Source organism: Frateuria sp. GZRR35 (assembly GCF_051900415.1).
Classification (GTDB): domain Bacteria; phylum Pseudomonadota; class Gammaproteobacteria; order Xanthomonadales; family Rhodanobacteraceae; genus Frateuria_A.
Genome location: NZ_JBHZGL010000001.1, coordinates 201,938 through 214,396, shown reverse-complemented (window position 1 = coordinate 214,396; position 12,459 = coordinate 201,938). Strand labels below are relative to the sequence as shown.

11 protein-coding genes are annotated in these 12,459 nt (G+C 70.3%); all 11 read right to left on the bottom strand.

Features of this window, described 5'->3' with window-relative positions; translation table 11 throughout:
• On the bottom strand, positions 1-2,616 hold the full coding sequence (hrpB, locus tag ACFWZ3_RS00905) for an ATP-dependent helicase HrpB (RefSeq protein ID WP_439705905.1): 2,616 nt from the start codon (positions 2,614-2,616) through the stop codon (positions 1-3).
• A gap of 163 nt (positions 2,617-2,779) precedes the next feature.
• Entirely contained in the window at positions 2,780-5,404 is a 2,625-nt protein-coding gene (gene gspD / locus ACFWZ3_RS00900; RefSeq protein WP_439705904.1) for a type II secretion system secretin GspD, read from the bottom strand.
• Between the two features lie 3 nt (positions 5,405-5,407).
• Positions 5,408-6,241: a hypothetical protein gene (locus ACFWZ3_RS00895; protein ID WP_439705903.1), complete on the bottom strand. Its 834-nt coding sequence runs from the start codon at positions 6,239-6,241 to the stop codon at positions 5,408-5,410.
• Positions 6,238-6,900, bottom strand: coding sequence for a type II secretion system protein GspM (gene gspM / locus ACFWZ3_RS00890; protein WP_439705902.1), 663 nt, complete (start codon positions 6,898-6,900; stop codon positions 6,238-6,240). Before gspM ends, ACFWZ3_RS00895 begins: the two co-directional genes overlap by 4 nt.
• Positions 6,897-8,063 carry a PilN domain-containing protein gene (locus ACFWZ3_RS00885; RefSeq protein WP_439705901.1) on the bottom strand — a complete coding sequence of 389 codons (1,167 nt, stop codon included), beginning with the start codon at positions 8,061-8,063 and terminating at the stop codon, positions 6,897-6,899. The genes gspM and ACFWZ3_RS00885 overlap by 4 nt, the downstream gene beginning before the upstream one ends.
• A complete protein-coding gene (locus ACFWZ3_RS00880; protein WP_439705900.1) occupies positions 8,060-8,908 on the bottom strand; it encodes a general secretion pathway protein GspK in 849 nt (282 codons plus the stop codon). Before ACFWZ3_RS00880 ends, ACFWZ3_RS00885 begins: the two co-directional genes overlap by 4 nt.
• The gene (locus ACFWZ3_RS00875; protein WP_439706201.1) at positions 8,905-9,588 is read right to left on the bottom strand and encodes a prepilin-type N-terminal cleavage/methylation domain-containing protein; all 684 of its coding nucleotides are present in this window, start codon (positions 9,586-9,588) and stop codon (positions 8,905-8,907) included. The genes ACFWZ3_RS00880 and ACFWZ3_RS00875 overlap by 4 nt, the downstream gene beginning before the upstream one ends.
• Positions 9,589-9,707: 119 nt before the next feature.
• On the bottom strand, positions 9,708-10,256 hold the full coding sequence (locus ACFWZ3_RS00870; protein ID WP_439705899.1) for a type IV pilus modification PilV family protein: 549 nt from the start codon (positions 10,254-10,256) through the stop codon (positions 9,708-9,710).
• The gene (locus tag ACFWZ3_RS00865; RefSeq protein ID WP_439705898.1) at positions 10,253-10,690 is read right to left on the bottom strand and encodes a type II secretion system protein; all 438 of its coding nucleotides are present in this window, start codon (positions 10,688-10,690) and stop codon (positions 10,253-10,255) included. The genes ACFWZ3_RS00870 and ACFWZ3_RS00865 overlap by 4 nt, the downstream gene beginning before the upstream one ends.
• Positions 10,691-10,791: 101 nt before the next feature.
• Positions 10,792-11,199: a type II secretion system major pseudopilin GspG gene (gspG, locus tag ACFWZ3_RS00860; protein WP_439706200.1), complete on the bottom strand. Its 408-nt coding sequence runs from the start codon at positions 11,197-11,199 to the stop codon at positions 10,792-10,794.
• A gap of 38 nt (positions 11,200-11,237) precedes the next feature.
• Positions 11,238-12,455: a type II secretion system inner membrane protein GspF gene (gspF, locus tag ACFWZ3_RS00855; protein WP_439705897.1), complete on the bottom strand. Its 1,218-nt coding sequence runs from the start codon at positions 12,453-12,455 to the stop codon at positions 11,238-11,240.
• Positions 12,456-12,459: the final 4 nt, after the last annotated feature.

Genomic DNA, 12,459 nt, shown 5'->3' with positions numbered 1-12,459 from the left:
CTACGCCCCGCGCGGCTTGGCCCGGTGGGTCGGCGTGGCCGACCACGGATCGTCCGGCCATGGGTGGCGTGGATAGCGGCCTTTCAGTTCCTTTTTCACTTCCGGGTAGGTGCGCTCCCAGAAGCCCTTCAGGTCCTGCGTGACCTGGATCGGGCGGCCGGCCGGCGAGAGCAGGTGCAGGGTGACCGGCACGCGGCCACCGGCCACGCGCGGCGTGTCGGCCAACCCGAACAGTTCCTGTAGTTTCACCGCCAGCACCGGCGGCTCGCCCGGCGCGTATTCGAGCTTGCGCGCCTGGCCGCTGGGCACGGTCAGGCTTTCCGGCGCGTACTGATCGAGCTGGCGGCGTTGTTCGTAGTCGAACAGCGTGGCGAGCGCCTGGGAGAGCTCGTCGGCGCCAAGCGCGTCGAGCTTGCGCTTGCCCTGCAGGTACGGCCCGAGCCAGTGCTCCAGCGATGCCAGCAACGCCGGATCGGAGACGTCGGGCAGACCCAGCTCGGGCATCCAGCCGGCGAGCGCCTGCATCCGCGCGCGCAGGCGGCGCGCGGTGTCGCTCCACGGCAGCGCGTCGATGCCACGGCTGCGGACGGCGGCGAGCAGTGCAGGCAGCGCGTCCTGCGGCTGCACCGGCACGCTGCGCCGTTCCAGCACGATGGCGCCGAAGCGCCGCTCCTCGAAGGCCTCCACCGCGCCACGCCCATCGTTCCAGCGCAGCGCGCGCTCGCGCAGGAAGTGCTGCGGGAAGTCCTCGTCGAGGCGCCGCGGGTCGAACGGCGCGGCGGCGAGCACCAGGCTGTCGCGCGCCTCCAGCCTGAGGTCGAGCACCACCAGCCACGGTTCGCCGAACAGCGCACTGGACTCGTGCAGGCTGGCGCCACGGCCGTTGGCGAGCGTGTAGCGGCGCGGGTTGGCCTCGTCCTGGCGGGCGATGCGGTCAGGCCAGGCGTGCAGCAGCAGGTCGCCGATGGCATGGCTGTCGGGCACGCCACTGGCGGCCGTACGGACGTCCAGACGTCTGCGCCAGCCCTTGGACGCCTGCTCGATGGCCGCCATGGCGCCGCTGTCGAAGCCGCCGCGCGCGCTGGCGCCCCTGGACGAACCCGAGGCGACGCGACGGTCGCGCCAGGCATGCAAGGCGGCTACCCGGGCGCGGAAGTCGTCGCTGCGCGCCTGCTCGCCGCGCAGCGGCGAGCGTGCCTCGACCAGGGCAAGCAGATCGGCGGCCAGCGGACGCAGTTCCAGCGGCGCACGCAGCGCCATCGCGGCCAGCCGAGGGGCCGCGCCGAGTTCGAGCATGCGCCGCCCCAGTGGCGTGATGCGCCCATCGGCGTCGAGCGCGCCCAGCGCGGCCAGCAACTCGCGCGCCTGCGCCAGCGCGCCCGAAGGCGGCGGGTCCAGCCAGCGGAGTGCATCATCGCCGTCGGCGCTTACGCCCCACGCAGCCAGCTCCAGCGCCAGGCCCGACAGCTCGGCCTGCGCGATTTCCGGCGTGCGCGCCGCCTCCAGCCGCCGGCTTTGCGGCCACAGGCGGTAGGCGGTGCCTTCGGCGACGCGACCGGCGCGACCGGCGCGCTGATCTGCCGAGGCCTGCGAGATCACGACCGTCTCCAGTCGGGCGAAGCCGGAGTTGGGATCGAAACGCGGCTCGCGCGCCAGGCCCGCGTCGATCACCGCACGGATGCCAGGCAGTGTCACGCTGGATTCGGCCACATTGGTGGCGAGGATCACCCGTCGCGTGCCGGGCTCGGCCGGAGCCAGCGCGGCCTGCTGTTCGGCCAGCGAGAGCTCGCCGTGCAGGGCGAGGATCTCCAGCTCGGCGGGGGCGGCGGAAGGTCGGGGCGGCGCGCGGCGGTGCGCCTCGCCTGAACCCTCACCCCCGGGCCCGCTCCCGAACGCAGAGGAGAGCGTGTTTTCGAGCAGCGCGTGAGCGCGCGCAATCTCGCGGCGGCCGGGGAGAAATATCAGCACGTCGCCGGGGTTCTCCTCCAGCGCCTGGCGTGTGACGCGCGCCAGGTGGTGTTCGACGGCCTCCTGCGCGCGCGCGGGCGGGTGTTCGACGCGCACGGGAAAGCTGCGGCCGGGGCTGGACAGCCGCGGCGCGTCCAGCCAGCGCGCGATGCGCTCGCCGTCGAGCGTGGCCGACATCACCAGCAGGCGCAGGTCGGGACGCAGGGTCGCCTGCACGTCCAGCGCGAGGGCCAGTCCCAGGTCGCCGGCCAGGTGGCGTTCGTGGAACTCGTCGAACAGGATCGCGCCGATGCCCGACAGCTCCGGGTCGTCCTGGATCAGCCGCGTGAGGATGCCTTCGGTGACGACCTCGATCCGGGTGGCCGCGCTCACCCGGGATTCGAAGCGGATGCGGTAGCCGATGGTCTGGCCGACCTCCTCGCCTCGTTGCGCCGCCATGAACTGGGCGGCCGCGCGCGCGGCGATGCGCCGTGGCTCGAGCACCACGATGCGCCGCCCCTCGAGCCATGGGGCGTCGAGCAGTGCGGGTGGAACCTGGGTGGTCTTGCCCGCGCCCGGCGGGGCTTCGAGGACCAGTCGCGGGTGGGCGTCGAGCGCCGTGCGCAACTCCGGGAGAAGCGGGGTAATGGGGAAGTCGGCTTGCGTCATTCCCGCGGATGATAAGGGCTGAGGCAGGCTGCCCCATCCGCCCTCCGGGCACCTTCCCCCGTGGGACGGGGGAAGGAACAGCCGCAGGAGCCTGCCTACCGGGCCTTCCCCCGTTTACGGGGGAAGGTGCCGACAGGCGGATGGGGGTCGCCCTGCGGGGAAACTACTTCCCGCCCGCCATGCACTGCGCCACCCAGTTGCGCGCCGTGTCCACGCCCTCGGTATCGCCCAGGTGTGTCCGCACGCTGGCGATGATCTGCCAGTTGCGGGCGCACAGTTCGCCATGCTGCGGACCATCGCGCCAAGACTGCAGCGCCAGCCGCTGCGCGGCGGCGTAGTCGGTCTGCTTGAGCGCCGCCTCGGCCTGCTGGTTGAGCTGCTCGGGCGAGGCCGGCGGCGTGGGCAGAGGCACGTCGGCCGGCGAGGCGGCCGGGGCCGGCGGCTCCTTCGCGCGCTCGGCCTGCAGCGGCGCAAGCGACTCGAACTTGGCCTGGTATTCGTCGGTAATGCGCTTGGCGTCGTCGCTAGAGCCGATCACCCGCGGCGTGATCAGCACGATCAGCTCGGAGCGGTTGCGATGGCGGTCGGTGCTGCCGAACAGTCGACCGATCAGCGGAATGCGGTTGAGACCGGGAATGCCAGTATCGGTGTTGCCTTCGTCCTGCTGGATCAGGCCGCCCAGCAACACGGTCTGGCCGCTCTGCACGCCGACTTGGGTGGCGATCTCGCGCTGCTGAATGCGGTAGTTCCCGTTCTGGTCCTTTTGCCCCGGCACGCTGACCTGCTGTTTGATGTTGAGGTAGACCAGGCCACCTGGATTGATGCGCGGCTGCACGTCGAGGATCACGCCGGTGTTGAGGTAAGTCACCTGGCCGACGGTGGTCGGGAAATCGCCATTGCCGCTGGTGCCCAGGCCTGGGGTGAAAAAGGTCTGATTGACGGGAATCTGATCGCCCGCCTGGATATGCGCAACCTGGTTGTTCATCACCACCAGCGACGGCGCGGAGAGCGTCTTGACGTTGCCATTGGTTTCCTGGGCGTGCAGCGCCACCTGCAGGTTGTTGTTGAGGAAGGAGTAGAAGAACGAGTCGCCGGTCGGGTTGAAGGTCACGCCGCCCTTGCCCAGCGCCCATTGCTGCTGGTTGCCCGGCTGGCCCGGGGTGATGCCGCCGCTGCTGTTGGGCGTACCTCCGACCAGGCCTTCGAGGTACCACTGCACGCCGAACTGGAACGCGCCGGTCAGCTGCACTTCCAGGATGCGTGTCTCGATCTGAACCTGCAGCGGCACGTTGTCCAGCCGCTGGATCGCGCCTTCGATCTCCGCCCACTGCGAGGGCCGCGCGCGCACCAGCAACTGATTGTTGGCATCGACCGAGGAAATCTTGATCGAGCCATCGGCGGAGCTGTACTGCTGATCGTTGGCCGAACTGGTGGCGTTCGCGAGGCCGCCGCTGTTGCCGAAGCCTCCGCTGCCATTGCCCCCGAAGCTGCTGCCCTGGCCGACCATGCCGCCATTGTCGTTGCCGCCCGACAGCCCGCCGCTGCTGCCGGTATCGTTGCCACCCTTGAAGCTGCCCGAACCACCGGCGATGCCGCCGCTGTTGCCGAAGCTGCCCGCGGTGCTGCCCATCCCGGTGCCATTGGCGTTGTCGGCGTTGCCCAGCGTGCCGGAGCTGAGGCCCGGGCCGACCTCGCCGCCGCTGCTGCCGCCACCGGAGGCGTTGGTGTAGATCTGCGCCAGGTACTTGGCAAGGTCCGACGCCTTGATGTTGCGCACGTCATAGACGTAAAGCTGCGGCTCGTTGCCGCCGCCGCGGTCGATGCGCGCGATCCAGTCGCCCACTTCCTGCAGGTAATCCGGCTGGGTGCTGATCACCACCAGCGCATTGGTGCGCTCGATCGGGATGAAGCGCAGCATGCCGGCCAGCGGGCTGTCGCCCTGCTTGCCGAAGATCGCGTCGAGCTTGGGCATCAATTCGGACACGTTGGCCCGTTGCAGGCTGAATACGCCCACCGACATGCCCTTCAACCAGTCGACGTCGAAGGTGCGGATGGTGCGCGCGTAGTTGTCCAGCTCCTGCGGCGAGCCGGCGAGCACGAGCACGTTGCGCGCCGGATCGGCCAACAGGATCGCGTCGGGCCGGGCGAACGGCTTGATCAGTTTCTGCATCTGCGCCGCGGAGATGTAATGCAGCGGGAACAGCCGCGCCTGCATGCCGCCTTGCGGCGCCACCGCGCCGAGGCTGGGCGACACGCTGCCGGCGATCGCATTCTTCGCCGGCATCACCACGTAGCTGTTGCCCTGGCGCACCAGCGCGTTGCCGGTCCAGGACAGCAGTGTCTCCAGCACCGGCAGCGCCTGGCTGGCGTCGATCGGCTCGGAGGTGGAGAAGGAGATGTTGCCCTGCACGCCCGGCACGATGGTGTAGTTCTTCTTCAGGAAGTCGCCGAGGATCGCCTTGACCACCGCCTGCACCGGCTGGTTCTCGAAGTTGAAGGTCACCGCGCCCTCGCCGTGCGCCGCCGGTCGGGGCCTGGCCAGCGGCTGCGGGTGGATGAACTGGCCGGTGCCGCTGTCGATCTGCGGCTGCGAGCTGGCCGCTTCGGCCGGGCCGACGTTGTTGTTGAGCGGCAGCGGCGCGGGCGCGGGCTTCTCGGTACCGGCCACGGCCTCGCGCTGCAGCGCGTAGTCGTCGCGCGGCTGCGGCATGCTGGAGCAGCCGACAAGCCAGACCGTCAGCGCAATGGCGCCGATCCGGGACATTCGGTGCAGGGCGTTGGGGAACATGGTTCAGCGATCTCCTTCGTGAGCCTTCGCGGCTGCCTGTTCGGCGCGGCGCTTCTGGATGGCGGCCTTGAGCTGGCGCAGGCGTTCGGCCTGGCGCTCGTCGTTGGACATATCCATGCGGGCCGGCGCGCCACCGCGCAGGCCCTGGATGGCCGCGCCACCGCCGGGCGGGGCGTTGTCTTCATCGTCACCGTTGTCTCGCGGCGCGCCGGTGTCGGCACCTGGCCGGTCCTGCGGGTTGCCGTTCTGATCGTCCTCTTCGGGCGCCTGCAGGTGGTGCGAGCGGTCGATCACTTCGTCCGGCAGTTCGGGCACGGACGAGGCCTCCGCGGGGTTGGCACGCACCTGGTCGATCGGCACGCCGGCCGGCAGCTGCAGCTCGACGCGGCCGCTGGAGGAATCGAACACCGCCGAGCGGGGTTTCACCTCGACCAGCGTCCAGCTGCCATCGGGCAGGCTGGCGCCCTCTTTCACCCGCAGTTCCTGGTTCTTCTCCGCTTCACGCTTGTTGCGCAGCAGCGCCATGCGCAGGGTCGGCGTGAGGATGATGCCGGTCAGCTGCATGTCGCCCAGCTGGCTGCTGCCGCTGGCGGCGTGCGCCACCGGCTTGCGGTCGGGATTGAACAGCGGCTGCTGCCACACCGGCGCGTAGTGGTCCAGCGGCACCGGCGGCGGCAGCGTGGCGGCGTGCTGGGCCGGCAGCGGCGTCGGCGCACGCGGCGGGGCCCAGTGCACGCCGCGGCCAATGCCGGCCAGCAGCGCCAGGAACAGCACGCCCAGCACCACCGTGGCGGCGACCAGCGGCACGGTCAGGCGACGTTGCGCGGCGGCGTTCATGGCTCCTCCCCGCTATCGGCGCCGACCGTGCTTTGGGCAGGTACCGGCGCGGCGATCGCCTGCCCGTGCGAGGGGCGCACGTAGCCGGACAGGGTGAACTGGATCTCCAGCACCGGCTGGTTGCCCTGCTGCGCAGCGACCGGGTTGCGGTAGATGCTCAGGTCGTCGACGAACAGGTAGGGCGTGCCCTGCTCCAGCGCGTTGAGCACCGCCACCAGAGGCTCCATGTCGCAGCGCAGGCTGATGCTCACCGCCGCTTTTCGATAGGGGCTGGCATCGTCGTCCGGCGGGTTGGGCAAGGGCATCTTCTGGGTGACTTCGCAGGCGCCGCCGGCGGTGTGCGCGCCGACGGCGTCGACCACCCGCTGCATCAGCCCGGCCGAAGCGGCGTTGGGATCGCTCTCGGGCAGGAACGCCGCGCTGGCCGCCTGACCGGCGCCAAGTTCCGCGATGCGCTTTTCCAGCGCCGGCTTCTCGGCAATGGCGGCCGCGTAGCGGCTCTGGGTGTCGCGCAGGTCGCCCATCTGCGCGTCGACCGCGCGCAGCGGCGCGACGAACCACCAGTGGATCAACAGGAAGTAGACCAGCACCAATGCCAGCACCAGCAGCAGCACGGCGGCGATACGGCTGTCGCGCGGCTTGAGTTCCAGTTGCCTCATGGCTGCGCCTCCGAGGCGGCGCTGGCCGGCGTCGCCGGCGCGGCGCTACCGGCCTGGCGCAACTGCGCCACCATGTAGAAGCGCTCCTTGCCGCTGGCGGGGTCGGGCTGGATGCTGCCCTGGAAGTTGGGGTCGCGCACGATCTTCGAATCCTTGAGCGCATCGATCAGCGCCGCGGCCTGGGGCGCCTGGCCCTGGAAGCCCACCTGCCCGCTCGGGTCGACGCTGAGGCGCTCCAGCCAGGCGCTCTGCGGCATCCGGCGGGTGAGGTCGAGCAGCAGGTCGAGCATGGTCACGCGGTTCTGCTTGCGCCGGACCAGGAAGCTGGCCGCGCCGGCGTTGTCCTGCAGCTCCTGGCGCAGCGCGGCCACCTGTTGCGCCTCGGCCTGCATGTCCTGTACCTGCGCCTGCATGGCGGCGAGGGCCTGCTCGCGGTTGTTGAGCCACTGCGCCAGCGCAAGCACCAGCAGCAGCACTGCCGCGGCGGCGAGCGCGAGGTTGAGGCGCTGGCGCGGATTGGTGCGATAGGGCACGCGCGCCGGCGGCAGCAGGTTCACGCCGAGCCGGCCGGTACCTTCGGCCACGTCGACGGCGTCCACGCGGATACCGGCGCCTTCGAGCTCGGTCAGCAGCGGGTCGAGTGTGTCGCGCGGTACCGCCACCAGTTCGGCGAAGAAGCGACCGGCCGGGGCCGGCGTGTCCAGTTCGAGCACGGCGTAATACACCTGCTCGACGCGGAAGGGCGTCTGCCGGTCCATCTCGAACGCGCCGACCTGCTGCAGGTTGTCAGCCGCCGCGCGAGGAAGCAGCAGGCGCCGGCGCAGCGCCGCGCTCGCCGGCAACAGCAGCGCCAGGCGCAGGTCTTCGCGGTCGGTTTCACGCACGGCCGCCGACAGGGCGGCCTGTTCGATCGCCGCCTCGCTGCCGCGCGGCCATTGCGCGCGCACTTCCGACTCACCGGTGCGGCGCAGCTCCCAGCGCCCGTCGGTGCGCTGCAGCAGGTACCACTGCGCGCCGCCGCCGAACAGCCGGCCCCACGAGGCCGGCAGCAGTGCGCCGAGTTCGGCGAACCACCAGGCGAAGAAACGCGGCAGCGGCGAGGCGCGCCAGGCACGGCGCGCGCGGTCCAGCTGCGGCCGCAGCGATTGCGTTGCGTTGATCATTCGCGGTCACCCTCCCGCCAGTGCAACACCGCGTAAGGCTGCGCCCCCGGACGAACGCCCTGCAGGCGTACGGTGGCATGCAGCACGGCGCGCGTGCCGTCGGCCATCGTGGCCTCCGAGCGAATACTATGCGTCACTCCATTGCCCGCGAACAGGGCGGCCACACCCGGCCGCGCGTTCTTTCGCGCGGCCAGCACCTGCGCGACCCGCTCAGGCGTCATGCCCGGGATCGCGCCCAGCGCCAGCGGCTGGGCGGTGTTCGGATCGGGGCTTTCGCGCCCGGACCAGATGGTGATCGCGCCGGCGATCGTGCGGTACAGCGCGGGCGTCATGCCGGCCACCTGCTGCAGCTCCTCGATGCTCAGGAACGGCGAGTGGCGCGGCTGGTAGCCGTTGGCCGCATACACCTGCGCGCCCACTTTCTGGCCAGCGCTGAACTCGCGCCAGTCGACGACCGCAGCGGCCATCTTCTGCGCCTCGTCCGGACGCAGGCCGGCGGCGCGGAACAGTCCCTGCAACACGATCGGCGAGGCGCTGTTCAAATCCACCTTGCCGCCCTCGTCGACCGCGCTGACCTGCACGGTGGCGCCACCGAAACGGAACGTGTACGGCCGGCCGTCGGTCTGCCAGCGCTCGGCCAGCCGCGGGTCCTGCAGACTGTAGACGGCGCGGGAGAGGCCTGCCTCCGCCGCGTAGTGCGCCTGCGTCTGGGCGAACTGGAAACGCGCCTGCAGGCCCTCGGTACGCGCGGTCATGGCGTAGCCGCCCAGCATGATCGCCAGCAGCGTGCAGGCCCACAGCACCAGCAACAGCGCGACGCCACGCTGGCCACGACGAGTGCTCATGGCTGGCTCCAGGCAATGGCGGTGCCCGCGGCATCCAGCATCGCGAACTGGCGCTGGTTGGCCGAGGCGTCCACGCGCAGCGGCACGATCAGTTGCGGCCAGTAACCGGCACCGGGCAGCTTCAGGTCGATGCGCACCAGCTGCGGCAGGCGGTCGCCCTGGCGCCAGTCGTTGCGCCATGGGCCGGCACGGCCGCGCTCGTCCACCCCGCGGTAGTGGAAGGCGGCGTCGCGCACGTCCTCCAGAAGCACCTGCGGCGGACCGGGCTTGAGCGGCTCGCCGCTGGGCGGCAGCAAAGCGAAGCGGACCTGCAGGCGCTGGCCACCCTTGCCGTTGTCGACCAGTTCGAGCGTCTGCACCTGCGGTCCGAGTTTGCCGAGGTAGCCGGGCAAGGGAGCGACGAAGCTCATGGTGTCGGGCTCGCCGCGGAAGAAGATCGCCTCGTCGTTGTCCGGGTTCCGGCCGAGCTGCTGGGTCATCGCCTGCGCAAGCTCGTTGCGCAGAAACTGCTGCGCCGAGCGCACCGCATCCAGCCGCTCCACCGCCGCGGTGCCCGAGCGCACGCTGTGCGAGGCAGCTCGGATGCCCGAATAGACCCCAACCAGCAACAGCGCAAGCAGCGCCATCGCGGCGAGTGTTTCGAGCAGCGTGAAGCCGTGTGCGTAGCGGGAACGGGAAATGGAGAACGGAGAGGGGGTGGATGTACGCGAGACCGCGGACTGCAGGGGGCGAGGCGGCACAGAGCACCGGGCCTGCGCGGCTGGCGCGCTCCCCGTTCCCCGTTGTCTGTTCCCCGTCTTCACGTGCCCGCTCCCTGCGGCTGTGGACCGCCGACACGCAAGGTGCTGAAGCGCGCGTTGTAATCGTGCCCCGCGCTCTTCCACATCACGTCCAGGTCAAGCCGGTAAAGCTTGAGCGGCGAAGCCGGCGCCCGCGGTTGCGGGCCGCTCGCCTGCGCGGTGGCTGGCGGCTGGAACGGTTGCACGTCGAGTTGCCAGCGATAGCGCTCATCGAAACGGCCGCTGCTCCGTCCGACACGGATCGGCTCCAGCACGAACGCACTGTCGAGCAGGCTGCGCGCCCACATCGCCGCCTCGCTGCGTTCGGCCGAACGCGCGGTGAGGTTCAGCGAGCTGCCGGCCACGCGCATGAGCGAGGCAAAGGTGATCGCCAGCAGCAGCACGGCGGCGATCACTTCGAGCAGGGTGAAGCCCCTGGCGCGCGATGCGCGCCGGGAACGTGCAGGCGTGGCGCAGGCATCGGGCTGTGTGCTTCGCGCGCGGGCGAAGCCCGGGGACGCGTTGTGCCCTATGGTTCCGGTTCCCCGTGCCCCGTTCCCCGCTCTCATGACGTCACCACGTTCACTGCGCCCGTCAGCCAGGCCACGTTGACCTGCCAGCGTCGCTCGCCGCGCTGCAGGGTGATATGGCCACCCGTGGAACTGCCGTCGGGAAAGAAGCGGATGCGGCCGGTGTGAGTGTCCGGCTGATCCTCGCGCGCGCTGGTGATGGAAAGGCGCATGCCCTTGGGCAACGCCACCTCCCTGCCGCCCGCCGCCTGGTAGCTGGCCGACCGGGTATCCAGCTCGAAGGTCTGTTCCTTGCCCTTGACGATTGCCTGCGCGCGCGTGGCGCGCAGCGCAGCGGCCAGTTCGACGCTGGCCGCACGCGTGCGTGCGCTGGCCAATCCCTGGGTCACCGACACGGCGGCCGCCGCCGCGGCGATGCCGATCAGCAGGATCACTGCAAGCATTTCAAGCAGGGTGAAGCCCCTGGCGCGCACACGTCCGGGATTCGGAATTCGAGATTCGGGATTCGCAAACGCGGGCGGCCGGCGCTTGCGCGCCTTCCCGAATCCCCCATCCCGAATTCCAGATCCCCAGGTCATTGCCAGCTACCGATGTCCTTGCTGTAGCCGTCGCCGCCGGGTTTGCCGTCCTGGCCGTAGAAGACCAGGTCGTAGCTGCCGTGCTCGCCCGGTGCCTTGTAGCCGAAAGCATGCCCAAACGGATCGACCAGGTCCGAAGGTTTGGCGTACGGGCCCTGCCAGTTCGCCGCGTTCGGCGGCTTCTTGACCAACGCATCGAGGCCGGCCGGCGGCGAGCCGTTGTCGAGCGAGTAGTTCTCGATCTTCTGCCCCAGTGTCATCAGCTGCGCCTTGCCCGCGCCGTACTTGCCCTTGTCGACGCTGCTGCCGACCTGGCGCACCACGATCGCGCCGATGATGCCGATCAGCACGATTACGGCGAGCATTTCCAGCAGGGTGAAGCCGCGAGCGCGTCGTGCGCGCATCGAGCCGGTCCGTTGGTGTTTCATTGCACTCTCCACACTCATTGAATATTTGCCGTGAGGCTCAGCAGCGGCAGCAGGATCGCCGCCATGATGATCGCCACCAGCACCGTCATCACGATCGTCAGTGCCGGCACCAGTGCGGCCAGCAGGCGGTCGATCGCGCGCTTGGATTCGAGGTCGAAGGTGTCGGCGACCTTCAGCAGCATGCTGTCGAGCTGACCGGCCTCCTCGCCGACCTGCACCATTTGCAGCGACAGCCGGGGAAAGCGCTGCGAGCGCGCCAGCGCGGCGCTCAGGCCGCCGCCGCCCTTGACCTGCTCGGACGCCTGCGCGAGTGCGTCATCGAGCGCGGTGTTGCCGGTGACCTGGCGCGCGATGCCGATCGCGGTGAGCAATGGCACGCCGTTCTTCAGCAAGGTGCCCAGCGTGCGCGCGATGCGCGCGGTCTCGACCTTCAGCAGCAGCGGACCGATCACGCGCAGGGTCAAAAGCTTCGCGTGCCAGGCCATGCGCAGCGCCGGGTCGCGCAGACGCGCGCGCCACACGGCGATGCCGACGATCAGCGCGATCAGAAGGAGCCACCACCAGGTCTGCAGCACCTGGCCGATGAACAACACCACGCGCGTGATCAGCGGGATCGGCACCTGCATGTCCTGGAAGATCGGCACGAACTGCGGCACCACGTAGGCCAGCAGCAAGACCAGCGAACCGAGCACGCCGATCAGCAGGAAGGCCGGGTAGATCAGCGCGTTGATGATGTTGCCGCGCAGCTGCTGGGCGCGCTCGAGGTATTCGGCCAGGCGGCGCAGGGTGTCCTCCAGCGAACCGCCGGCCTCGCCGGCGCGCACCAGCGAGATGTACAGCTTGGGGAACACGCCGTGTTCTTCCTCCAGCGCCTGCGACAACGTGGTGCCGCCACGCACGCGATCGCGCACGCGCTCGACCAGCCGCTTGGCGCGCTCGGCCTCGGGCAGCTCCATCAGGATGCCCAGTGCCCGGTCCAGCGGCTGGCCGGCGCCCAGCAGCGTGGCCAGCTGGTGGGTGAACTGCGCCAACTGGTCGCCGGTGAACGGGCCGCGCTTGAACAGCGCGGCGAACGCCGAGCCTTCGCCCATGGCGTCGGCGGGCCTGGCGTCCAGCGGCGTGTGGCCCTGGTCCTGCAGACGGCCGATCGCCTCCTCCAGGCTGGGAGCCTCGATCTGGCCCTGCAGCATCTCGCCGGCGGCGCTGATGGCGCGGTAGCGGAACTGAGCCATGTCA